Origin of the sequence: Cryobacterium tepidiphilum (genome assembly GCF_003716325.1) — a bacterium.
Classification (GTDB): Bacteria; Actinomycetota; Actinomycetes; order Actinomycetales; family Microbacteriaceae; genus Cryobacterium; species Cryobacterium tepidiphilum.
In genome coordinates, this window is sequence record NZ_RDSR01000018.1 from 18,257 (window position 1) to 41,995 (window position 23,739).

Sequence of the window (23,739 nt, forward strand, 5' to 3'; positions counted from 1 at the left end):
CGCCGAAAGGCCCCGCCCGCCTCGTTCGGGGGAAGACCAGGCGTCGCCCCCAAGTCGGGGGCAGTCAGCTTGTCTGTCGGCCTTTGGGTATCTGCACCCCCTCCGGCCCCGCTAGTCTGGCGACAAGGTGGAGGGGGGCGCGATGGCTGTGAGCGCACGGCGCCTCGGTCTTTGGGGATTCGCCGGTATCGGCGCGGCCCTGATCGGGCAGGCGTTGCTGTTGCTCGGAGGCTCGAGCGGCATGGATTGGGCGATCGCCGTCATGGCGCTCATCTGCGTCGCCACCCTCGAATACAACCGCTTCCCGCTCTCCCGCGCCCCGCACCGCACGCCCGTGGTGAGCCTTCCCGTCCTCGTTCTCCCGGCCCTCGCGGCGAGCGTCCCGTTCGGAACCGCGGCCGGGCTGGTCGCCCTCGGTGTCCTCCTGGCGCTGGTGCGCACCCGCCAGCTCGTGGTCGTGCTCTACGGGGCCGGGCTCGCCGGCGCCGGCTCGATGGTCTCGGTGGGCGTCTCCCTGCTCCTCGGCGACGCCGGGATGCTGCACCCCGCGGCATCCGCGCTGGGAACGCTCGCGTATCTCGTGTTCGTCCTGGCCGTGGAACTGCTGCGGGTGGGGTCTTTCCGCGGCACCAGCGTCGATGCCGCCGTTGATGAACTGACGATGATGACGGGCAGCCAGGTGAGCGGCGGCCTGGCCACGATCTCACCGGCACGCCTCGGTGCGGTCGCGTTCGCCGGCGTTGTGACATCCGCCCTCGCCTCCTACGCGAGCAGCAGCGGGGTGCCGCTTTTCGCGCTCGGCAGCGCCGCCCAGAACTCCGTCGTCGTGCTGGTGCTGCTCGTGCTGCTCTCGGTGCTCGCCCAGTCCCTCATCCGCGGTGTCGTCATGCGACGCCGGCTGCGCGGACTGATCGTCGGCGCCATGCGACTGGCCGAGACCGGTCGGCACTCCACGCCGGCCGCGATCGACCTGAACGACCCGAACGCCGCCACGCCGAGTGTGATCGAAACGCTGTACCGTTCGGTGCTGCGCAGCGTCGGCGTCGAGCAGGTGGGCCTCCGCGACACACCGCCGGGTGTCGGCGAGATCGGCGCGCGCATCCGTCTCAGCAAGGATGTGACCCGGTTCGTCGTCGCCCGCCGCGACCCGATGGACAAGCACTTCTCGCCGGAAGACAGCGACCTCCTCGGCGCCCTCGCCTTCACCGCGAACGTCGTCATCAAAGACCGCTACAACATCGGCGGCCTGACGGCACGCGCCAACACGGATGCCCTCACCGGGCTCCCGAATTACGGCGCGTTCAAGGAGGCGCTCGCCAACATCAACGACCACCGCGAGTATTCCGAGGCGCTCGCGGTGCTCTTCATCGACCTCGATGACTTCAAGCTGCTGAACGACCGCTACGGCCACGACGTGGGCGACCGCGTGTTGAGCGAACTGGGCCGGCGGCTTCGGAAGGTCGTGCGCAACGGAGACGTGGTGGCGCGCGTCGGCGGCGACGAGTTCGTGATCATCCTCACCCGGCTCGTCTCGCTCGCGCAGGCGAAGCTGCTCGCCGAACGGGTGATGGAGGAGACCAGTCGTCGGCTGACCGTCGGCCCGGTCACCTTCGCGCCGGTGCTCAGCATCGGCCTCGCCTACTCCGCACACCGCGAGACCGACGTCAGCCAGCTCGTCAAGGATGCCGACCACAGCATGCTCGCGATCAAGAAGTGGCGCCGCGGCGGCGGCATCGCCGAAGAGAGCACCATCAACATCTCCGCCCACCGCTCCTCCGAGATGAATGACATCGTTGCCCGGGCCATCGACGACGAGCAGTTGGAACTCGTGTTCCAGCCGATCGTGAGCCTCGTCACCGGACAGATCTGGGCCTTTGAGGCGCTCGTTCGCTACACGCATCCGGTGCTCGGGGTCGTCTCGCCGGCATCGCTCGTGCAGAAGGCCAAGGACATCGGCAAGCTCGACGACCTGACCCGGCAGGTGGCCGGCAAGGCGATGCGCGCAGCGGCCGAGTTCCGGCTGGCGCAGGCGAGCATCGTCTGCGTCACCGTGAACATCGACGCCAACCAGCTGATGCCCGACCGCGTCGGCTCGTTCATCGAGGCGCTCGTCGTTGAGTACCCGGCGCTCTCACTCTGTCTCGAGCTCAACGAGCGCTCCGTGAGCCGGGTGTCCGAGACCGTGCGTGACCAGGCAGAGCGCCTACGCGACATGGGCGTGCTGGTGGCGCTCGACGACTACGGCTCCCAGGGCTCGTCGGTGGATGCGCTGGTGCGGGTTCCCATGGACATCCTCAAGATCGACCGCAGCCTCGCCGACAACCTCGCCGACGTGCGCCAGCAGGAGATCCTGCGTGCGCTGCAGGGCTTCGGCGACAACCTCGAGTACTCCATGATCGTCGAAGGGGTGGAGAGCGCCGAGACGGCGGCGAACCTCGCGTCGCTCGGGATCCGGAGCGCGCAGGGGTACTACTTCGGCTCGCCGCGAGGCCTGGAGGCCACCCTCAGCCGTCTGGAGGCGTTCGGGTCGGCCGCGGTCGTGCCTGCGTCGGTGGCGCACGAGACGCAGGCGGAGCCGCCGGTCGTCGACGACGTGTCCACGGCCCCGATCGAGCAGCAGGGCCAGAACCACCCGCTCGGCATGCAGGCCGCCGAGCAATTCGCCCTGTTCGCTGCGGAACAACGCGCTGTGGCCGAGGCGGCCCTCGAGGACTCCGCCTCCGGCTAACCGTGCTTCAGTAGCCCGGAGCGCCCCTGGGCGCGCAGCCAGGGCGCGACATCCTCGTACGGCATCGGCCGCGCCCAGTGGTAGCCCTGCCCGAGTCGCGCGTCGAGTTTCCGCAGCACCGTCAGCTGCTGCGTCGTCTCGACGCCCTCGGCGATCACGGAGAGGCCGAGTGCGCGCGCGAGCGAGATGATCGCCTCGACGATCGGCCGCGCGTGCTCGTCGGCTGCCCCGCCGAGGCCGTCGATGAACGTGCCGTCGATCTTGAGGGTGGTGACCGGCAACTGGCGCAGGTAGCTGAGCGACGAGTAACCGGTCCCGAAATCGTCGATGGCGACGCCGACGCCGAGCCGGCGGAGCCGGGTGAGGGTGTCGAGGGAATTCTTGACGTCGTCCATGAGCACGGTTTCGGTGATCTCGAGCTCGACGGCCGCTGGGTCCATTCCCGACGATGCGAGCGCCGCCGCCACCATGTCGACGAGGCCCGGATGCTGCAGCTGGCGTGCCGACAGGTTGATCGCGATCCTCAGGTCGGCGGCACCGGGGACGGTCGAGCGCCAGTACTGGGCGTCGGCGAGAGCGGTGCCCAGCACCCACTCGCCGACGGCGACGATCTGTCCGGACTCCTCGGCGAGCGGAATGAAGTCGTCCGGGGAAACCAGCCCCACGCCCGGCTGCTCCCAGCGCACCAGGGCCTCGAAGCCCTTCGCCTCGCCGGTGTCGATGTCGACCAGCGGCTGGTAGTGCACGCGCAGCTCCCCGCGCTCGATGGCGCGCGGCAGAAGCGTCTGCATCTCCATGCGGGCCAGCGAGCTGCGATGCATCTCCTCATCGAAGAACACGGCCTCGTTCCGGCCCGACGACTTCGCGCGGTACATGGCGGCGTCAGAGTGGTGGAGCAGCATGCTGGCCGTGTCACCCGGGGTGGAGATGGCCATGCCGATGCTCATCGTGACGAACACCTCTCGGTCGCCGAGTTCGAAGGGGGTGTGCGCGGTGGTGGCAAGGCGCTCCGCCAGCCGCTGCGCCTTGCGCTCGGTCATGTCGGGACACACCACGACGAACTCGTCGCCGGCGAACCGCGCGAGCGTGTCCTCGGGGCGCACGTGGCCGCGCAGGCGATTCGCCAATTGCACGAGCAGGTCGTCGCCGGCGCTGTGCCCCATGCCGTCATTCACGACCTTGAGACGGTCGATGTCGAGAAAGAACAGGGCCACCTGCTGGCCGTGGGTCTCGGCGTCCCGAAGCGCCGACTCGATCCGCAGGGTCAGGAACGCCCGGTTCGCGAGCCCGGTCAGCGCATCCGTGTAGGCCTGGTGCTCGAGGGCGGCCTCGATCTCCTTCGTCGCTGTGATGTCGAGGGTCGTTCCCACCAGCCGCACCGGCACACCGGCATCGTCGTGTTCGGCGGTGAGCCGCATCTGCACCCAGGTGACGCCGCCTGCGGGTCGGACCACCCGGTAGGTGAAGTCGGCCGTGGTTCCCCGCTCCCGCGCCTCCAGCACCCGTTGCGCCACGCGCATGCGGTCATCGGGGTGCAGCGCGCTCTGCCAGGCCTCTTCGAAGAACGACGAACCCGCGGAGAGCCCGTGGATGCGGCAGGCCTCGTCGGAGCACCACTGCTCGCCCGTGAGCAGGTCCACCTCGATCGATCCGACGTGGGCGACGCGTTGCGCCTGGTTGAGCCGGTCGCGTTCGCGCTCCACCTCCTCGAGCAGGCGCTTCCGCTCGGTGATGTCGCGGGCGATCGCGGCCGTGCCCGTGCGCCGGCCATCCTCGTCGTGGGTCGCCGTGAGGGTGAGTAGCACGTGCAGGCGGCTGCCGTCCTTGTGGCGGCCCTCGGCGTCCCACTCCACCACAGGCTCACCGGCCTCCAAACGGGCCTGGAACTGGTCGGAGCCGCGCGTTTCGCTGTAATTGAGGAGGCTGACCGGCTGCCCGATCATCTCTGCAGCGCTGTAACCGTAGAGCCGCTCGGCACCGGCGTTCCAACTGGTGATGTTGCCGTCGAGGTCGAGTTCATTGAGTGCGTAGTCGGATGACTCCACCAGCTGCGCGAGACGGAGCCGGGTCGCGTCGTCCCGCTTTCGGCCCGCGATGTCGGTCGACGCCACCAGGATCGCCGCCGGGCGGCCTTTCTCCCGTGGCACCTGGGTGAGCGAGACGTGCACCCTGAGGCTGGTGCCGTTCCGGTGCCGGGCGCGGTGCTCGCCCGACCATGGCTCGCCGGCGCGGACGGCGGCTTCCATTCGCGGAAGATTGCGGTCATCCGGGTCGGCCACCCCGAGGTCGGAGAATCGGGCGCCGACGACCTCGTCGGCCGTCCAACCGTAGAGTTCCTCGGAGGACGTGTTCCAGAACACGATGACACCGTGGGTGTCGAGGGCGATCACCGACTGGTTCACCGCGTTGAGCAGGTCGGCCTGCAGCCGCGCCATTTCACCGGCATTGGCATAGCGTCGCCGCAGGCGGCGCTTCTTCGGAAGCGCTGGCCCCTCGTCGGGCCTGGACTTTGCTGGCATCAGGAGTCTCGGAATCGCACGGCGGATCGGGGCGTCCCCCTGGCCGGGGGACGTCCCCATTCTATGGAGGTCTTTGTCCCCGCGGTTCCCGAGAGAAACCATCACACCAGCTGCTCGTTGTGCTCTCGGAGCCAGCCCGGAACATCCGTCGGCCGCAACGGCGTCGACCAGAGGAAGCCCTGGCCCTGCGCCGTGCCGAGGCGATGGAGTTCGGCGAGCTGCGCGGCGGACTCCACCCCTTCGCCGATGACGCCCAGATTGAGGTCGCGTGCGAGGGCGACGATGGCGCCGACGATGGCGGCCGCGTGCGGGTCGTCGCCGCCGAGCCCGTCGATGAAGCTGCGGTCGATCTTCAGCAGGTGCACGGGAAGCTTCTGCAGGTATCCGAGTGAGGAGTAGCCGGTGCCGAAATCGTCGATCGAGAGCCGCACGCCGAGGGCGCGCAGCGAGACGAGGTTGCGCACCGCCAGGTCGACGTCGCCCATCACCATCGACTCGGTCACCTCGAGATGCACGGCGCCGGGATCGATGCCGGTGCGGTCGAGCGTCTCGGCGACGACCTGCACGAACTGGGTGTCCCGCAGTTGCCGGGTGGAGAGGTTGACCGCCATCGAGAGCTCCGCGGCTCCCGGCACCTCCCGCCGCCAGCGCTGCAGCTGTGCCAGCGCCTCGCCCAGCACCCATTCCCCGATCAGCAGGATCATGCCCGTCTCCTCGGCCACGGGAATGAATTCGGCGGGGGAGAGCCAGCCGCGGTCGGGATGCTCCCAGCGCACGAGCGCCTCGAACCCCATCACGCGCTCGTTGGCGACATCGACGATCGGCTGGTACACCACCCGAAGTTCGTCACGGTCGAGCGCGCGGCCGAGCTGCGACTCGATGTCGAGGCGCGCAGAGGCCCGCAGCTGCATGGCGTCGTTGAAGACCACCACGCGGTCGCGCCCGAGCTCCTTGGCCTGGTACATCGCCACATCGGACTTCCGGAGGAGGATGTGCGCGTCGTCATCGTCGCCGGCAAGCACCACGCCGATGCTCACCGTGACGAACACCTCGTGGCCGTCGACCCAGAACGGCTCCTTCGTCATCGCGATGATGCGGTCGGCCACGCGCTGGGCGCGGTCGACGGTGGTGCTGTCGCAGACGATGACGAACTCGTCACCGCCGAACCGGGCGAAGGTGTCGGTGTCACGCAGCTCCGCCTGCATCCGCTTGACCAGCTGCACCAGCAGGCTGTCGCCGGCCGCGTGGCCGAGGCCGTCGTTGACGACCTTGAACTGGTCGACGTCGAGGAACAGCACGCCCACCTGTCGCCCGGCCGGTCGAGCCAGCGCGAGCGACTCGTCGATGTGGTCGGTGAGCCGGGTGCGGTTGACGAGGCCGGTGAGCGGGTCGTGGAACGCTTGGTGGGCGAGGAGCGCCTCGGTCTCCTTGCGCTCGGTCACGTCCTGCAGCTGAAGATAGAAGTAAGAGGGAGCCTGGTCGTCGCCCCGCACGAGCGAGGCGAACTCATGCACCCAGATGACGGTGCCGTCGGCGCGGAGGTATCGCCGTTCGGTCTGCACGTCGTCGGTCACGCCGTTCAGGATGCGCAGGGTCATCGATTCGTCGTCGCCCCGGTCGAGCGGATGCAGGAAGTCCGGCGTCTGCATGCCCAGGATCTCGGCTGCGGGGCGGCCCAGCATCTGGCACAGGGCGGGATTGATCCGGCGCAGCCGCCCGTCGAGGTCGGCGATGCCGGTGCCGATCGGCGACCGCTCGAAGCCCGCGAACGCCATCTCCTGCGCCTCTACCAGGCGCGCCCGGCTCGCGATCGCTTCGGCGCGGTTGGCGTCCGCCTCGGCGCGACTCGCTTCCGCTTCCGCCTGCTGGCGCTTCATCTCGGTGATGTCCCGCGCGATGCCGGAGATGCCGGTGAGCTGGCCGGGACCACCGCCGAGGGCGGAGAGGTTCAGCGAGATGTCGAGGGTGGTGCCGTCCCTGCGGATGCCCCAGGTCTCGAACGCGCTGGGCTGTTGGAGCAGGGCGTGCATGGCCGGCCCGGTCGTCTCCGCCATGATCGGGAGGACGCGGCCGGCGCCCTGGCCGATCATCTCGCCGGCGCGGTAGCCGAACATCCGCTCGGCCGCGCTGTTCCAGGTGAGCACGGCGCCGTCGATGCTGCAGGCGATGATCGCGTCGCTCGAGGACTCCACGAGCGACGAGAGGGTGCGCATCTCGGTTTCGATGCGCTGCCGGTCGCTGATGTCGCGGATGGAGCTGTAGGCGAATGACCCGCTCGGCGTCATGATCGGGGCCAGCGAGATCTCGACGGCGAACTCGCTGCCGTCGCGGCGCCGCCCGAAGAGCTCCAGCCCCGACCCCATCTGCCGGGTGAGCGGCGCACGCGAGTATGCGGCCCGGCGTGCGCGGTGGTCCTGCCGGAAGCGCTCGGGCAGCAGCACCTCGATGGTCTGCCCGAGGAGCTCGTGGCGCGGGTAGCCGAACATGAGCTCGGTCTGCTGGTTCACCAGCACGATGCTGCCGGCACTGTCGACGATCACGACCCCGTCGGGCGCCGAGTCGATGAGCTTCAGCAGCGGGGTTCCGGAGTGGAAGAGCTCGCCCACGGGACGCACGCGTGCACGCTGTGAAATGGCACCGTCGTCGACGTGCTCGAAGAGCTGCATCCTCACACGTTTCGCAGTCGCGCCGGCATCGACATGCTCCGAAAATTAGCACAGGGGAGCGCCGCGGCCCCGGCGGCTCGCGGCTCGTGTCGTGAAGCTGCGGATGCCTATCTGCCCCGGCATCCGGCGCGACCCGGGGGTGTCTGTGCGCCCGGCCCGGAGCATCCGTCGCCCGGGATAGACTGAAGAGCGTGAATTCTGAAGCTCCTGTCGACGTCGTACTCATCGGGGGCGGCATCATGAGCGCCACGCTCGGCACCCTCATCAAGCAGGTACAGCCCGACTGGAGCATCCAGGTGATCGAGCGGCTCGGCTCGGTGGCGCAGGAGAGCTCGAACCCGTGGAACAACGCCGGCACCGGCCACGCCGCCCTTTGCGAACTCAACTACATGCCCGAGGCGCCTGACGGCTCCGTCACCGCCGACAAGGCCGTGAGCATCAATGAGCAGTTCCAGATCAGCCGGCAGCTGTGGGCGCACCTCGTGCGCACCGGCGCGCTGCCCGAGCCCGAGACGTTCATCAACCCCACCCCGCACATGACGTTCGTGCGCGGCAAGGCGAACGTCGAGTACCTCAAGAAGCGCGTGGAAGTGCTGAAGGACCAGCCGCTGTTCGCCGAGATGGAGTACAGCGACGACCCGGCGACGATCGCCGAATGGACGCCGCTGATCATGAAGAAGCGCAACCCGCGCCAACGGATCGCGGCCACCCGCAACATCTCCGGCACCGACGTCGACTTCGGAGCGCTCACCCGGTACCTCTTCGACGACCTGCAGCGCCAGGGCGGGCAGCTGCGGTTGAACACGCAGGTCACCGACATCGACAAGCAGGACGACGGAACCTGGAAGCTCAAGCTCCTCCGTCACGTCGGCAATGCGCGCAGTACTATTCGCGCCCGCTTCGTCTTCGTGGGTGCCGGCGGTGGTGCGCTCGCGCTGCTGCAGCACAGCGGAATCCCCGAGATCGAGGGCTTCGGCGGCTTCCCGATCAGCGGGCAGTTCCTGAAGACCACGAACCCGAAACTGGTCGCCCAGCACCAGGCGAAGGTGTACGGCAAGGCATCCGTTGGCGCGCCGCCCATGTCGGTGCCGCACTTCGACACGCGCATGGTCGAGGGCGAGCCGTCGCTGCTGTTCGGGCCGTACGCCGGGTTCACGCCCAAGTTCCTCAAGACGAGCACCTGGTTCGACCTGCCGTTCTCCATCCGCCCGCACAACATCGGCCCGATGCTCGCGGTGGCCCGTCACAACTTCGACCTGATGAAGTACCTCGTGGGCGAGCTGCTCGCCGGCCGCAAGAAGAAGCTCGACGCGTTGCGTGAGTTCATGCCGACCGCGAAGTCCGAGGACTGGGAGCTGATCACGGCCGGCCAGCGCGTGCAGGTCATGAAGAAAGACAAGGAGAAGGGCGGCGTGCTGCAGTTCGGCACCGAGGTCGTCACGTCGACGGACGGCAGCATCGCCGGCCTGCTCGGGGCGTCGCCAGGGGCATCCACTGCCGCCCCGATCATGGTCGACCTGCTCAAGCGCTGCTTCCCCGAGCAGTACCCCGCGTGGGAGCCCAAGCTGCGCGAGATGATCCCCTCGCTCGGCACGCGCCTCTCCGACGACCCGGCCGCAGCGGCCGCGTCGCTCGCCGACACGGCCGAGGCGCTGCACCTCCCCGCGTAGGACCGCGTCCCCGGCCGCCCGTGCGGTCGCCCCGTGCGGTCGCCCGTCGCTGCGGCGCGGGTTCAGGAAGCCGGCGCGCGCTGCGGCACCTGCCCCCTTCCTGAACCCACGCCGCACGACGGCCGTGAGCCTCTCGCGACCGGACCTGGCCCCGTCGGCGGCGAGGCGGCAGGGCTAACGGATGCCGCGCAGGGCGGGTGCGGGGTTGCTCCCCTATCGAATGTGTGTTCGAATGGATGCATGCGGTGGAGTGGGCAGGAGTTGCAGACCGAGCAGCCGAGTGCGCTGCCCGGCCTCGCGAGGTTGAACAACCTGGTGCGAAGCGTGCAGACGCCGGAATTCGCGGGAGTGACCTTCCACGAGATCCTCGCGAAGTCGGCGCTCAACCGCGTTCCCGGCCAAAGCGCCATGCCCTTCGGCTGGACCATCAACCCCTACCGAGGCTGCTCCCATGCCTGCGCCTATTGCCTCAGTCCCGAGACCCTTATCCTCCGTGCGGACGGAAGGCAGGTGCCGCTCTGGTCGGTCAAAGTCGGTGACGTGATCATGGGCACGCAAACGGAGGGTAGCTACCGGCGCTACGTCCCGACTCCGGTGCTCGCCTCGTGGGCAACCAAAAAGCGCGGGTATCGCATCACGCTCGCCGATGGCACCGAGATCGTCGCGAGCGGCGACCATCGTTTCCTGACCGAGCGGGGGTGGAAGTACGTGACGGGCGCGATGAGTGGTGCCGAGCAGCGTCCGTACCTCACCACGAACAACGAGCTCATGGGGTTCGGCCTGAACGGCGTTCCGGAGACGAGCATCGAAGGCGCCGCAGTGAAGTCCGACGCAAGGCTGCAGATCGTCTCGATCGAAGACCTCGGCACGGCGATGGACATGATCGATATCACGACGAGCACGGGCGACTTCATCGCGAACGGGGTCGTGAGCCACAACTGCTTTGCTCGGCCCACGCACACCTACCTCGACCTTGACGCGGGCAAGGACTTCGACAACGAGATCATCGTGAAGGTGAACGTGGCCGAGGTTCTGCGAAAGGAGCTGGCCAAACCGAGCTGGGGCAGGCATCCGGTGGCCCTCGGCACCAACACCGACCCCTACCAGCGCGCCGAGGGCCGGTACCGGCTGATGCCCGGAATCATCGCCGCGCTCGCCGACAACGGCACGCCGTTCAGCATCCTCACCAAGGGCACGCTGTTGCGCCGCGACCTCAACCTGCTCGCCGAGGCGAGCGAGCACGTGCCGGTGGACCTCGCCATGTCCATCGCGATCTACGACGACGAGCTGCAGCAGGCGGTCGAACCGGGCACGCCCAGCACGAAGGCGCGCCTGGCGACCGTGACCGCGGTGCGCGAGCACGGGCTCGACTGCTCGGTCTTCCTGATGCCGATCCTGCCGTTCTTGACGGATACGACGACGCACCTCGACGAGGCGCTGCGGCAGGCGAAGGCGGCCGGGGCGACATCCGTTCTGTACACCGCGCTGCACCTGAAGCCCGGCGTCAAGGACTGGTACCTGCAGTGGCTCGCGCGCGACCACCCCGAGCTGCTGCCACGGTATCGGCAACTGTACGCCAAGGGCGCCTACGCGCCGAAGGAGTACCGCACCTGGCTCGCGGCACGCATCAAGCCGCTCATCCGCAGGCACGGCCTGGAACGCGGGCGCGAAGACCCGGCCACCGGGGGAGTGCGATCCAGTGCGCTGGGCCGACGGCGGGGGACTCGGGTTGTCACCGCCGACGCCGCTGCGGCACCGGGCGCGGGCCAGTCGGGCAGTCGGTCCCTCATCGCCGAGGAACTTCCGCCCGAGCTCGCCCCGACCTTGTTCTAGCTCGCGACCGCCAGGTCATTCTCCAATGCGTAATAGACGTCCCATGTTCCGTTGAACGACCGGTTGGGCAGGGTCTGCAACAGTGCCGCGCTCTCGCCGTCGAGGCCGCCACGCCGAGCCAAACGCACCAGATCGTCGCGCGTGGCCGGATAATCGATGTCGTTCAGCAACTGCGCCAGTGGCGCGAGTCCGGTCTGGATCATGAGTATGCCTTTCCGAGTCCACCCCATGCGGCGGGGTGCAGTTGGTTAAGAACGTAGACGGGCCCCGACCTGCCAACAAGGCCTTGACTCCCTGCGTGACGGTGCATGACGCCCCCGCCGCTCGGTAAACTCCTCTGGTGGCGAAACTCTATTTCCGGTACGGGGCCATGAACAGCGGCAAGAGCACCGCGATGCTGCAGGCCGCGTACAACTACGAGGAGCGCGGCCATCAGGTCCTCCTCGCCAAGCCGTCCATCGACACCCGGGGCGACATGGGCATCCTGTCGCGCCTGGGTGTCACGCGCGCGGTCGACTACCTGCTGGCCCCCGAAACGGATGCCTTCGCCGCCTTCGAGCAGCACCGCCGGGAAACGCGGGCCACGACCGGCCGCGACGTGAGCGCGCTGCTCGTCGACGAGGCGCAGTTCCTCACCGAGGTGCAGGTCGACGACCTGCTGCGCATCGCCATCCTCGAGAACGTGCCGGTGCTGGCCTACGGCATCCGCACCGACTTCCAGACCGTGGCCTTCCCGGGCAGCCGGCGCCTACTCGAGGTCGCGCACAGCCTCGAGGAGCTCAAGACGATCTGCCGGTGCGGCAGAAAGGCCGTCTTCAACGGCCGCACCATCGACGGCGCCTTCGTCTTCGACGGTGACCAGGTGGCCATCGACGGCGCCGACGTCACCTACGAGTCGCTGTGCGGCGCCTGCTACCTCGAGGAGAGCGGCGGGGTGCTGAACAAGCACGCCCGGGCGACCTCTGGCCTTCCCGCCTGACGCGCGCACGTAACACGCCGGCGGTGATGTCGGACCACAGGCTTAGAGTGGAAGCCTGGGGCCGCTGCCCCGGGAGTTGCACGGAAGGGCTGATTGGTGGGTTACCGCGTCGCGCTCATCGACGACCATGAGATCGTCGCGCGCGGATTCGCCGCATTGTTCTCCAGCAGTCCCGACATCGAGGTCGCGGCATCCGTTGCCACCGTCGCCGAACTGATCGACTCGTCGGCCGGGCGTGAACCGGTCGACCTCGCGATCCTCGACCTCCGCCTCTCCGACGGTTCCACGGTGTACGACAACGTCGAACGGCTGCGGGCAGCGGAGATCGAGGTGCTGGCGTTCACCGCCGGCGACGACGCGAACGCGATGCGTGCCGCGGCCCGCTGCGGCGTTCTCGGCGTCGTGTGCAAGTCCGAACCGGCTGCCGTGCTGATCGAAGCCGTGACGCACGCCGCGGCCGGCGAGCCGGTGGCATCCACCCAGTGGGCCGCGGCACTCGACGGCGACCCCGAAATCGCCGACGCCGGCCTCAGCCCCCGGGAGCGCCAGGTGCTCTCGCTGTACGCCTCGGGCGCGCAGGCACCACTCGTGGCGGAGGAAACCGGCCTGTCGGAGTCGACGGTCGTGGACTACATCCGCCGGGTCCGGTCGAAGTACGGGCGGGTGGGTCGCGAGGCCAACACCAAGGTCGACCTCTACAAGCGGGCGTTGGAAGACGGAATCCTGCCGGTGCCCGGCCAGCCGTGAGCGCGGCTGCCCGAGCCGTGCCGGCCAGCACCGGCCGCATCGACCGGGATCGCGACAACGAGGTGGACCGGCTCACCCGACTCATCTACCTCGTGCTCGGGGTCAGCGCAGTGTTCTTCGGCGCGCTCTCCCTGCGGCCGCTCCTCGAGCAGGCACCCGGGGCCGACTTCCCCCTGGTCGCCGCGTGCTGGCTCCTTGCGTTCGGGGTGCCGGTCGCGATGGGCGCGCTGTCGCTGTGGGCACCGCTGCGGGTCCTCCGCCTGCTCGCGGTCATCGAAGGCGTCGTCTTCGTGCTCGCGATCGCCGAGTGGCTGCTGTTCCGCGACGGCCGGCTGCCAGAGGGAAACGACATCCCGTGGGTGATCACCTTCACCGCCATCCCCGCCGTGTGCGTCGCCACGGTAGCGCGGGCACGCGTGGCGTGGGGGTACGTCATCCTCGTCTCCGGCCTCAGCGGATGGGTGCGGGCGTGGAGTTCGTCCGGCGTGGAGGTCCGCCTGATCGGCGCCAAGGATTCCCTCTACACGCTGCTTCTGATCAGCGTCTTCGTCGGGCTCACCATCGCGGTGCGACGCATCGCGACCCGCGTGGCCGCTGCCGCCGAAGCCGACCGCGCGGCCTATTCCGAGAGCGCGGCCCGCATCTCGCAAAAGCATGAGCGGTTGACGGTTGACGCCCTCGTGCACGACAGCGTGCTCTCGGTGCTGCTCATGGCGGGCCGCGGCAGCGTCGACATCGCACACCTGTCGGCGTACGCCCGCCAGACGCTGGGGAGGATCACCGGGCTGAACGCGCCCCCGCCGGCCAACCTGGTGCCCGCTTCGGTGCTGGGCGATCGCCTCCGCACCCTCACCGCCGAACTCGCGCCCGGCACGGCCTTCGCCTCGAACCTCGGCGCCCGGCCGGTTCCCGCCCTCGTCGTCGACGCCCTCGTGCTCGCGGCGGGGGAGGCGCTCCGCAACTCCCTGCGTCACGCCGGGCTGGCGTCCTCGGCGCCGGCTCGTCCGGTCTCCCGCTCCGTCGACGTGCACGACGACCACGGCACCGTGGTGGTTCGGGTGCGTGACGACGGCATCGGGTTCGACGCAGCGGATGTCCCGGCCGACCGCCTCGGAATCGCCCGAAGCATCGTCGCCCGCATGTCGGCCTTCGTGGGCGGCAGCGCGCGCGTCTTCTCGCGCCCGGGAGCCGGCACCGAGGTCACACTTGCCTGGACGCCGGATCGCCCGGCCGCCGGGGGCGATGCGCCGGCCTCGTTCAGCGCCATGTTCTCCATGCTGGCTCCCGTGGTGCGCGTCATCATCGTGCTGTTTGTCGTCGTGCACGGGGTCCTCGCCTTCACCGGGCCCGGCGCGGCCTCCTGGTTCCCGCTCGAGTTGCTCGCGTTCCTCGCGGTGAGCGCGGCGGCGGTGCTCTGCACCAGGGCGGCGGTCAACCCGCTACCGGCTGCGCAGACCCTGGGTACCGTGGCGCTGCTCGCGGCGGCGGAAATCCTGATGTTCTTCGAGGTGACGCCCCAAGACACCGCCGCGTTCGCGCACTGGCACCTCGGAGCGATCACCCTCGTGCTCCTCGTCCTGGCCATGCGCGGTCGCAATCGCATCGCCTGGTCGTGCTACGGCGGGCTCTTCGCCGCCACCGTGGCCTGGGCGGTGGTGAACGGGCTTCCCGCTGCCGGCGGCGTCGGTCTCGTCATCCGGCACGCGGGCACGCTGCTGGCCGGAACGCTCTGGGTCTTCGCCGCACGCCGGTCGATGGCCACCCTCACCGAACTCAACCGCCAGCGCACGGTGCGAGACGCCGCGGAGCTCGCCGAGACCACGGCCATCCAGGAGCGCCACGCGCAGTTGGCCCGGTTGAGCACGCTCGCCCGGCCGATGCTCGAGCGGCTGGCCGACGCGCATCCGTTGAGCGCTGATGACCAGGCCGAGTGCCTGCAGGTGGAAGCCACCCTGCGGGACGCCATCCGGGCCCGCTCCCTGTTCGTCGAGCCGGTCATCTCCGCTGCGAAGGCGGCCAGAGCCCGCGGCGTGGACGTGACCCTGCTCGATGACAGCGCGGATCGGCCGCCCGGCGATATGGCGCCGGTCACCGCCGCCGTGGCAGGTGAGCTTGATGCCGCCGCATCCGGCCGGGTCACCGCGCGCGTGCTTCCGGCGGGGCGCGACGCGCTCGCCACGATCGTGGTCGACTCCGACCGGCACCGCATCGTCACGGTGACGGCAGACGGAATGCTGGGCTGACCCACTCACCCCCTGATTGCGGGGCTGCCCCAATGCTGGGGCCACGCTAGCATTGGCCAGTACGACTCGGTTGAACGGGGCATCCGTTGGTTCATCGCACCGCTGCTGAGCTCGCGCATCTGTTCCAGTCGTGGAGGTTCGTGTGGCATCCCTGACGGAGATCCTGATCCTGCACGGCCTGCTTCCCATCGAAGTGCTCGACACCCTCATGGCCGGCGACCCGGCCGATGAAGCGCCCGTGCGCGACCTGGTGGCGAAAGGGCTCATCAGCGAGCTGCAGTTCGCGAAGGCCCGCGCCCAGCAGGCGAACCTGCCGTTCGTCGAGCTGCTGGACTACCCCGTCGACTCGCTCGCCGTCTCGCTCGTCTCTCCCGCGATCTGTCGCAGGCACGAGGTGCTGCCCATCGCGATCAACGATGGCCACCTGGTTCTCGCCATGGTCGACCCGGGCAACGTGTTCGCACTCGACGACGTGCGCGAGGCGTCGCGGATGCCGGTCGCCCCGGTCGTTGCGGAGCGTTCCGACCTGCTCGCGGCGATCACCCGCCACCACCGCGCCGACGACGAGCTCAACAACCTCACCAGCACCCTCGAAGAGGAGAGCGCACCGTCGGAGCAGACCGACTTCGGGGTGTCGGAGCCGGGCGACGACGACGCCCCGATCGTGCGCTTCGTGAACCTGCTGGTGAGCCAGGCCATCCAGGACCAGGCCTCCGACATCCACATCGAACCCGGCGAGCACAGCCTCCGCGTGCGGTACCGCATCGACGGCGTGCTGCATGAGATGCCGAGCGCCCCCAAGAGCATCCAAGCCGGCGTCATCTCACGCCTGAAGATCATGAGCGACGTCGACATCGCCGAGCGCCGCAGGCCGCAGGACGGCCGCATGTCGGTCAGCCACGGCGGCCGCAAGATCGACCTCCGCGTGGCGACCCTGCCCACCGTTTGGGGCGAGAAGGTCGTCATGCGCATCCTCGACAACTCGAGTTCCAGCATGCAGCTGAGCGAACTGAACCTGCTCGAGGGCAACTTCGCCGCCTACAAGAAGGCGTACACGAAGCCGTACGGCATGATCCTCGTCACCGGCCCCACCGGGTCGGGCAAGTCCACCACCCTGTACACGACGCTCAACTCGGTAGCGCGACCGGAGATCAACGTCATCACCGTCGAAGACCCGGTGGAGTACCGGATGGCCGGCATCAACCAGGTGCAGGTGAACCCCAAGGCGGGCCTCACGTTCGCCAGCGCGCTGCGCTCCATCCTCCGCTCCGACCCCGACGTGGTGCTCCTGGGCGAGATCCGCGACCACGAGACGGCCCAGATCGCCGTGGAGGCCGCCCTGACCGGGCACCTCGTGCTGTCGACCCTGCACACCAACGACGCCCCCAGCGCCGTGACCCGACTCACCGAGATGGGCATCGAACCCTTCCTGGTCGGGTCCGCCCTCGACTGCGTCATGGCCCAGCGCCTCGCGCGCCGGCTGTGCGACCGATGCAAGACAGCGGATGACCGTGCCCCTGAAGACCTGCTTCGCTTGCGTTTCGCGAGCCCCGGCGAGGGCGACATCCCCACGATCTACCGACCCGTCGGCTGCATGAGCTGCTCGAACACCGGTTACCGCGGCCGCATCGCCGTGCACGAGGTCATGACCATGTCTGAGGAGATCGAACGCCTCACCGTCGCCCGCGCGTCGAGCGCCGAGATCGGTGAAGCCGCCCGCAGGCAGGGGATGCAGACGCTGCGCGAGGACGGCTGGGCGAAGGTGCGGCTGGGTCTGACGTCGATCGAGGAGATTCTGCGAGTGGTCGCATAGTGGGGTACAGCGAAGGGGGAGGCTCCATGGACGAGCCGATTTACGAGATTCCAGTGGTGTCGCCGACGAAGGTGTACTCGCTCGACGACGTCAGCTCGGAGCCGGCGTACTCCTTCGAGCCGCAGCCGAGCCGGCGCGCCGAGCGCGAGGCCGTCTCGGCGCACGTCGCGCGCGCGGAAGCGCACATGACCGACGAGCAGCGGGCGTTCCTGGCGAAGGCGGATCCCGAGCTGGTCTCCGCGCTTGAGGAAGTGGTGCGTCTTGGCGCCTCCGACCTCCACGTCACCGCCGGTGCCGCCCCAAGCATCCGCCTCGACGGCGGCCTGCGCCCCCTCGAGGGCATGAACGTCTGGAGCACCGAGAAGGTGAACTCGGCGCTCCACAGCATCATGTTCGACGAGCAGCGGGAACAGTTCGAACGCGAGCTGGAGCTCGATTTCGCCTACACCGCCGGTGGAGCGCGCTTCCGCGTCAACTACTACCAGCAGCGCAACTCCATCGGTGGGGCGTTCCGTCTGATCCCCGCCGGCATCAAGCCGCTGGAAGAGCTGGGCGTGCCCGCATCCATCAACCAGTTCGCCAAGCTCCCGCGCGGGCTCGTGCTGGTCACTGGCCCCACCGGTTCGGGTAAGTCCACGACGCTGGCCGCGCTCATCGACCTGATCAACCGCACCCGCGCCGACCACATCGTCACCGTCGAAGACCCCATCGAGTTCCTGCACCGGCACCAGAAGTCGCTGGTGAACCAGCGCGAGGTGGGGCACGACACGCACAGCTTCGCCGCCGCTCTCAAGCACGTGCTGCGCCAGGACCCCGACGTCATCCTCATCGGTGAGCTCCGCGACCTCGAGACCATCTCGGTGGCGCTCACCGCCGCCGAGACCGGTCACCTCGTGTTCGCGACCCTGCACACCCAGTCGGCCGCGCAGACCATCGACCGCGTCATCGACGTCTTCCCGCCGCACCAGCAGGGCCAGGTGCGCGCCCAGCTCGCGGCCACCCTGCAGGGCGTGGTCTGCCAGACGCTCGTGAAGAAGGCCGGCGGCGGGCGCGTGGTCGCGACCGAGATTCTCTTCACCACCCCCGCGATCGGAAACCTCATACGCGAGGGCAAGACCTTCCAGATTCCGTCGGCCATGCAGGCCGGCCGGGCGCAGGGAATGCACACCATGGACCAGCACCTCGCCGACCTGGTGACCGAGGGCGTGATCACGCGCGAAGCAGCGGAGGAGAAGGCTCAGGACCTCGACGCCTTGCACCAGCTGATGCGCCGGGCGCCGGGCGCGGCATCCGCTGCCCTCTCGTCTGACGGCATCGACTTCGGCGACTCCTTCTCGCGGGGCGTCTAAATGCCCACCGCGCTGGAGTACGCCTACAAGGGACGGGACGCCGCCGGCAAGGTGGTGAAGGGTCGACTGGATGCCGCATCCGAGTCGGCCGCGACGGCCCGTCTGCGCAGCATGGGCCTCACCCCGATCTCCGTGACCGAGGTGCCGGAGGGGACCGGCCTGAACAAGGAGATCAGCATCCCGGGCCTGACCAAGCGGGTGGGCCTCAAGGACCTGGCGATCATGAGCCGTCAGATGGCGACCATGGTGGGGTCGGGGCTGTCGCTCCTGCGCACCCTGAACATCCTCGCCGAGCAGACGGAGAGCAAAGCGCTCGCCAAGGTGCTCGCGCAGGTTCGAGACTCGGTCGAGGCGGGGGCATCGATCTCGGCCGCGCTGCTCAACCACCGCGAGGTCTTCCCGCCGATCATGGTCAACATGGTGCACGCGGGCGAGACCGGCGGCTTCCTCGACGGGGCGCTCGAATCGATCGCACAGAACTTCGAGAAGGAAGTGAAGCTTCGGGGGACGATCAAGTCGGCCCTGACCTACCCGGTGATCGTACTGATCATGTCGCTGGTGGCGGTCATCATCATGCTGATCTTCATCGTGCCGATCTTTGCCGACATGTTCAAAGGACTCGGCAGCGAGCTGCCCGCGCCCACCATGCTGCTGGTGCACCTCTCGCATTCGATGGTGTGGGTCGTGCCGGTTCTGGCCGTGTCGAGCATCGCGTTCAGCATCTGGTGGGGGAAGAACAAGAACACCGAACAGGTGCGCAGGGTCGTCGACCCGATCAAGCTCAAGCTGCCGGTCTTCGGACTGCTCATGAAGAAGATCGCGGTGGCGCGGTTCGCCCGCAACTTCTCGAACATGATCGGTGCCGGCGTGCCGATACTGCAGTCACTCAAGATCGTCGGCGAGACGTCGGGAAACTGGGTGATCGAGAGCGCCCTGAACGAGGTATCGGAGTCGGTGCGCCAAGGCCATTCGATCTCGGAGCCGCTGCTGCGCGAGCCGGTCTTCCCCGCCATGGTGACCCAGATGATCGCGGTCGGCGAGGATGCCGGCTCGCTCGAGGTGATGCTCAACAAGATCGCAGACTTCTACGACGACGAGGTGCAGTCCGCCACCGAACAGCTCACGGCGATGATCGAACCGCTCATGATCGCGTTCCTCGGCGTTGTGATCGGTGGCATGGTCGTAGCGCTGTACATGCCGATTTTCAGCATCGCCACGGCGATCAAGTGACAATCCGCCCCCGCACTGGGGGTAGAACGGCTGGTAATCACCCCCCTTTGAGGTAGGAAAACTGCGCGGTGACCTGCTTATCCTGAGTATCCGGTCGGACCCTGAACGCCGGAGTCCCCCTGTAATCGATTGATTGGAACCACAGTGATCTCTCGTATCACCACCGCACTCAAGTCCCGCCGGAACGAACTGGACGGCAACGAAAAGGGCTTCACCCTGATCGAGCTCCTTGTCGTCGTCATCATCATTGGCATCCTCGCCGCGATCGCCATCCCCGTCTACATGGGCATCCAGAACAATGCCAAGGACTCGGCCGTGAAGCAAGACCTGAGCAGCGCGAAGACGGCTGTGATCGCCTACTACACGGATAACCCCACTGCGACAACAGCGCCCGTTCTGATGACCGGTTTGACCACGAACGGCTACACCCCCTCCGATGGTGTCACGCTGACGTATGGCACGGCTCCGACAACAGGCGGAACGACGTTCTGCATCACTGGCACCCGGACCAGCGGCACCAAGTCGTTCCACGTCACTGACACGAGTGGCGTGGAAGACGGAGCTTGCGGGGCCGCTGCAACCCCGTAGCCGAAGTAGGCCTGGGACGCGGGGTGGGAGCGGTGCGTCACCGCCCCATCCCGCGTTCTGCTTATCACCACCCGTTCGAACCCGAGAAGGCAAAGGAGGTGCACGGTGTCCGAGTCCGCAGCCCCTTCACCTCCTGTGCACTCCGATGCCGGCTTCGGCCTCATCGAGGTCGTCGTCGCGCTGATGCTTTTCGCGCTCCTCGCGGTCATGATGCTGCCCACTCTGGTCAACTCGCTTCACAACTCGACAAAGAACACCACCCTCGCGACCGCGACGCAGCTCCTCGACGAGCAGCTCGAGCTCGCCCGTGCGGCCGGCGACACGTGCGCCGCTCTCAACGGTTATGAGTCCTCTGCGGTATCGCCGGTCAGCGATGAGCGCGGCGTGACCTACGCGGCTGTTCGCTCGGTGGACTGCCCCGCCAGTGCGTACCCTGGCACGGTCAAGGTGACCGTGACCGTCTCGGTCGACGGGTCGGCGACGCCGACCGCACAGGCGTCCACCCTCATCCTCGTTTCGGCGGCGTCATGAGTGCGAACAGCCGCAACGACGAAGGGCTCACCCTGATCGAGCTCCTGGTCGCCATGATGGTGAGCCTCGTCGTCCTCCTCATCGTGGGGAGCCTCCTCGTCAACACCCTCAAGACCGAACGCACGGTGCGCACTGCCACACAAGACACCAGCAGCGCCCAGCTCGTCGCGAAGTCGGTGAGCCAGGGCGTTCGCAACGCCACTGACTTCTGGCACAGCCCGGCCGGATCGGTGCCGGAGATCCTCATGGCGCGCACCCAGCGCACCATCGATGCCGGCGGGAACCCGGTGTGGGTGTGCAGGGCGTGGTCGTTCGCCGACGGTCAGGTACGCACTGCCACGTCATCCACCCCGATCGCGAAAACGCAGACCGCGGCATCCGTCCAGTCCTGGACGCTGCTCGCCGACGGGGTGGAGGCGACGACCGCCGGCAGCGTCGCCCTGCCGGTGTTCGCCTGGAGCGGTCGAAAGGTGGACCTCGCCCTCAACGTGAGCACCGGGACCCCCGAGCCCACACTCATCCACACGACGGCGGTCAGCCGTCAGGAGCCGGCAGCGGCAGGAGCGCCATGTTTCTGATGCACAGGATCAGCCGCCGCGCCCGCGATGACCGCGGAAGCGCGCTCGTCGCCGTCATCGGCCTCATGGCCATCGGCGCGGTCATCACTCTCACCCTGACCGCCGCGACCCTGAACTCGCTCAAGGTCACCACCTCCACCCGGGCGTCGGTGCAGGCGCGTGCCGCCGCCGAAGCGGGAATCGACGTCGCTGTCGCGCAGTTGCGCACGACGGATGCCTGCAGCACAGACGCGTCAGGTCATCTCGCCTTCACGCCTGTCTCCGGCGTGAACATCCAGTCGATCACTATTTCGCACGACGGCACCGCCGGCTGCCCGGTCGAGACCTCGACGTCCGTTCAGATCGCATCGACGGGCGCTGCGACCGCGAAGGGAGTCGCCGGGGCCAGTTCCGGTGATCGTTTCACCATTGTCGAGACGTACGACTACGACCTGATCATCACCCAGGTGCCGCTCGACGGCGTCGCCGTCTACGCATACACCGTTGACGGCACGCTCAAGAAATTCCAGCTGGACTCTGATGCCAACAGCGTGGCGACATCCGTCATGATCAAGACCGGCGACGTCGAGTGCACCAACGGCGCGAGCATCGGCGGGGACCTGGTGCTCGGGAACGGCAGCGCGAAACTCGACATGTGCGACGTCGCCGGCTCGGTGCACGTCTCCAAGGACGTCACGGTCAACAAGACCGAGGTTGGCGGGGACGTGTGGGCGGGTGGACTCGCGACTGTCACGAACAGCACCGTGGGCGGTGTGGTGCAGTCGGGCGCGCTGTCGCCCAACGTTCCGAACTGGGTCGACGTAGGCTACGACCCGGCCCACTGGGCTGCGCAAGGCTACAACGTGGTGAATTGGACACTCGACTGCCAGGTTGCGATGAGCGCTGCGTCCCGAGCGGCACTCGAGTCCTATACGGTTCCGACGGTCGTCAACTACCTGAACAAATGCCCCAGCACCGCTGTGACGACGAACAACAACCAGAGCCCGGTTCCGGTGAAGCTCAAGACCGACGTGGTGTTCTTCGCCAAGCAGTTCAGCTTCGACAAGCTCGCCTTCCAGTCGGCGACGGCCGGTACCGCGCATACGCTCTCCTTCATCGTTCCCGACCAGACCGCCAATGCCGCCAGGACCTGCGCCCCGCCGGCAGGGCTCACGGGCAACATCAGCCTGACCAACGAGACCGACTTCAGCCCCGACATCGCGGCGATGGTCTACACGCCGTGCAAGATCATCAGCGACCGCAACGGGTTCCGCGGTCAGCTGTACGGCGGCGAGGTGGAGTTCGACCAGCAGGCGCAGCTCACCTTCGTGCCGGTCGGCATCCCGGGCTTCGACATGTCGGCCGGCGTCACGGTGCCGAAGGTGACCGGGGCAGAGTTGGGCGACCGGCTCACCCGGCTCGAGGAGCCCGGAGTTGGTTAGTCTGTTCGCCGGCGCGGCCGGGGTGTTCGGCCTTCTCATCGGGTCCTTCCTCAACGTCGTGATCTTCCGCGTGCCCGCCGGCCGGTCCATCGTGTCGCCGCCGAGCGCCTGCAACGGATGCGGCACCCGCATCCGCGCCTCCGACAACATCCCCGTCGTCTCCTGGCTGCTCCTTCGCGGCCGCTGTCGCACGTGCGATGCGAAGATCTCGGCGCGGTATCCGTTGGTGGAACTCGGCACGGCCGTGCTCTTCGTCGTCGTCGCCTGGTGGGTCGTCAGCTCGGTGCGGGCGGCCCTGCCGATGGCCCCGCTCGACGGCAAGCAGGTCGCCGCGACAACGCTCTCCCTCGTCGCCTTCCTCTACCTCGCGGCGATCAGCATCGCCCTCGCGCTCATCGACATCGACACGCACCGGCTCCCTAACCGCATCGTGCTTCCCGCCTACCCGGTCGCGGCCGTGCTTCTCGGTGCCTCGGCCCTGCTGGCCGGTGAGCCGGCGCGCCTCGTGACCGCGCTCGCCGGCGGCGGCATCCTCTTCGCCCTGTACTTCGTCATGGCGCTGGCGTACCCCGGCGGGATGGGCTTCGGCGATGTAAAACTCGCGGGCGTCCTCGGCCTGTACCTCGGCTGGCTGGGCTGGGGAAGCCTCGTGGTCGGCGGCTTCGCGGCGTTCCTGCTCGGCGGCCTCTTCGCGCTCGTGTTGCTGCTGATGCGACGCGCGAATCGTAAGAGCAGCATCCCCTTCGGCCCGTGGATGCTGCTGGGCGCGTGGGTGGGAATCTTCGCCGGCAGCGCGATAGCCGGTGGCTACCTGTCGCTTTTCGGGCTGGCATCATGACTCGTC

Annotated in this window: 17 protein-coding genes; 14 read left to right on the top strand and 3 right to left on the bottom strand. The window is 68.2% G+C overall.

Features of this window, described 5'->3' with window-relative positions; translation table 11 throughout:
* The first annotated feature begins 142 nt into the window (after positions 1–142).
* On the top strand, positions 143–2,728 hold the full coding sequence (locus tag EEJ31_RS10565) for a putative bifunctional diguanylate cyclase/phosphodiesterase (protein ID WP_123046272.1): 2,586 nt from the start codon (positions 143–145) through the stop codon (positions 2,726–2,728).
* Here EEJ31_RS10565 and EEJ31_RS10570 read toward each other — a convergent pair.
* Together EEJ31_RS10570 and EEJ31_RS10575 are read right to left on the bottom strand one after the other, a co-directional pair.
* Complete coding sequence (locus tag EEJ31_RS10570) at positions 2,725–5,247, bottom strand: sensor domain-containing protein (protein WP_158603943.1); 2,523 nt, start codon at positions 5,245–5,247, stop codon at positions 2,725–2,727. The genes EEJ31_RS10565 and EEJ31_RS10570 overlap by 4 nt on opposite strands.
* Positions 5,248–5,348: 101 nt before the next feature.
* On the bottom strand, positions 5,349–7,913 hold the full coding sequence (locus EEJ31_RS10575; RefSeq protein ID WP_123046274.1) for a sensor domain-containing protein: 2,565 nt from the start codon (positions 7,911–7,913) through the stop codon (positions 5,349–5,351).
* Between the two features lie 191 nt (positions 7,914–8,104).
* On the opposite strand from EEJ31_RS10575, the gene EEJ31_RS10580 reads away from it, so the two are divergent.
* Both EEJ31_RS10580 and EEJ31_RS10585 read left to right on the top strand, forming a co-directional pair.
* Entirely contained in the window at positions 8,105–9,583 is a 1,479-nt protein-coding gene (locus EEJ31_RS10580) for a malate:quinone oxidoreductase (RefSeq protein WP_233563847.1), read from the top strand.
* 240 nt (positions 9,584–9,823) lie between these two features.
* Positions 9,824–11,416: an Rv2578c family radical SAM protein gene (locus tag EEJ31_RS10585; protein ID WP_123046276.1), complete on the top strand. Its 1,593-nt coding sequence runs from the start codon at positions 9,824–9,826 to the stop codon at positions 11,414–11,416.
* Here the strand turns inward: EEJ31_RS10585 and EEJ31_RS10590 are convergent.
* The gene (locus tag EEJ31_RS10590) at positions 11,413–11,619 is read right to left on the bottom strand and encodes a DUF2795 domain-containing protein (protein WP_123046277.1); all 207 of its coding nucleotides are present in this window, start codon (positions 11,617–11,619) and stop codon (positions 11,413–11,415) included. The two genes, EEJ31_RS10585 and EEJ31_RS10590, sit on opposite strands and share 4 nt — an antisense overlap.
* A gap of 137 nt (positions 11,620–11,756) precedes the next feature.
* Between EEJ31_RS10590 and EEJ31_RS10595 the strand changes: the two genes are divergently transcribed.
* The 11 genes from EEJ31_RS10595 (at position 11,757) to EEJ31_RS10645 (ending at position 23,733) form a co-directional block, all read left to right on the top strand.
* On the top strand, positions 11,757–12,395 hold the full coding sequence (locus tag EEJ31_RS10595) for a thymidine kinase (protein WP_123046278.1): 639 nt from the start codon (positions 11,757–11,759) through the stop codon (positions 12,393–12,395).
* 96 nt (positions 12,396–12,491) lie between these two features.
* On the top strand, positions 12,492–13,142 hold the full coding sequence (locus EEJ31_RS10600; RefSeq protein WP_233563848.1) for a response regulator: 651 nt from the start codon (positions 12,492–12,494) through the stop codon (positions 13,140–13,142).
* A gap of 17 nt (positions 13,143–13,159) precedes the next feature.
* Positions 13,160–15,385: a sensor histidine kinase gene (locus tag EEJ31_RS10605; RefSeq protein ID WP_148040170.1), complete on the top strand. Its 2,226-nt coding sequence runs from the start codon at positions 13,160–13,162 to the stop codon at positions 15,383–15,385.
* 142 nt (positions 15,386–15,527) lie between these two features.
* Positions 15,528–17,198 (top strand): GspE/PulE family protein, encoded by a 1,671-nt coding sequence (locus EEJ31_RS10610; RefSeq protein ID WP_123046281.1) that lies wholly within the window; start codon positions 15,528–15,530, stop codon positions 17,196–17,198.
* Positions 17,199–17,224: 26 nt separating this feature from the next.
* On the top strand, positions 17,225–18,547 hold the full coding sequence (locus EEJ31_RS10615; protein WP_325049343.1) for a type IV pilus twitching motility protein PilT: 1,323 nt from the start codon (positions 17,225–17,227) through the stop codon (positions 18,545–18,547).
* Positions 18,548–19,777, top strand: a complete 1,230-nt coding sequence (locus EEJ31_RS10620; RefSeq protein ID WP_158603944.1) for a type II secretion system F family protein — start codon at positions 18,548–18,550, stop codon at positions 19,775–19,777.
* Between the two features lie 144 nt (positions 19,778–19,921).
* Positions 19,922–20,365: a type II secretion system protein gene (locus EEJ31_RS14260; RefSeq protein WP_123046282.1), complete on the top strand. Its 444-nt coding sequence runs from the start codon at positions 19,922–19,924 to the stop codon at positions 20,363–20,365.
* Between the two features lie 105 nt (positions 20,366–20,470).
* Positions 20,471–20,896 (top strand): type II secretion system protein, encoded by a 426-nt coding sequence (locus tag EEJ31_RS10630; protein WP_158603945.1) that lies wholly within the window; start codon positions 20,471–20,473, stop codon positions 20,894–20,896.
* Positions 20,893–21,474, top strand: a complete 582-nt coding sequence (locus tag EEJ31_RS10635) for a PulJ/GspJ family protein (protein WP_123046284.1) — start codon at positions 20,893–20,895, stop codon at positions 21,472–21,474. Before EEJ31_RS10630 ends, EEJ31_RS10635 begins: the two co-directional genes overlap by 4 nt.
* Complete coding sequence (locus EEJ31_RS10640) at positions 21,465–22,895, top strand: hypothetical protein (RefSeq protein WP_148040171.1); 1,431 nt, start codon at positions 21,465–21,467, stop codon at positions 22,893–22,895. Before EEJ31_RS10635 ends, EEJ31_RS10640 begins: the two co-directional genes overlap by 10 nt.
* A complete protein-coding gene (locus EEJ31_RS10645; protein ID WP_123046286.1) occupies positions 22,888–23,733 on the top strand; it encodes a prepilin peptidase in 846 nt (281 codons plus the stop codon). Before EEJ31_RS10640 ends, EEJ31_RS10645 begins: the two co-directional genes overlap by 8 nt.
* Positions 23,734–23,739: the final 6 nt, after the last annotated feature.

What these genes read in the sequence shown, in the direction of transcription:
- EEJ31_RS10565 (WP_123046272.1), top strand. Translation starts at nt 143, where the DNA reads ATGGCTGTGAGCGCACGGCGCCTCGGTCTTTGGGGATTCGCCGGTATC.
- EEJ31_RS10570 (WP_158603943.1), bottom strand. Translation starts at nt 5,247, where the DNA reads ATGCCAGCAAAGTCCAGGCCCGACGAGGGGCCAGCGCTTCCGAAGAAG.
- EEJ31_RS10575 (WP_123046274.1), bottom strand. Translation starts at nt 7,913, where the DNA reads ATGCAGCTCTTCGAGCACGTCGACGACGGTGCCATTTCACAGCGTGCA.
- EEJ31_RS10585 (WP_123046276.1), top strand. Translation starts at nt 9,824, where the DNA reads ATGCGGTGGAGTGGGCAGGAGTTGCAGACCGAGCAGCCGAGTGCGCTG.
- EEJ31_RS10590 (WP_123046277.1), bottom strand. Translation starts at nt 11,619, where the DNA reads ATGATCCAGACCGGACTCGCGCCACTGGCGCAGTTGCTGAACGACATC.
- EEJ31_RS10615 (WP_325049343.1), top strand. Translation starts at nt 17,225, where the DNA reads ATGGACGAGCCGATTTACGAGATTCCAGTGGTGTCGCCGACGAAGGTG.
- EEJ31_RS10620 (WP_158603944.1), top strand. Translation starts at nt 18,548, where the DNA reads ATGCCCACCGCGCTGGAGTACGCCTACAAGGGACGGGACGCCGCCGGC.
- EEJ31_RS10635 (WP_123046284.1), top strand. Translation starts at nt 20,893, where the DNA reads ATGAGTGCGAACAGCCGCAACGACGAAGGGCTCACCCTGATCGAGCTC.
- EEJ31_RS10640 (WP_148040171.1), top strand. Translation starts at nt 21,465, where the DNA reads ATGTTTCTGATGCACAGGATCAGCCGCCGCGCCCGCGATGACCGCGGA.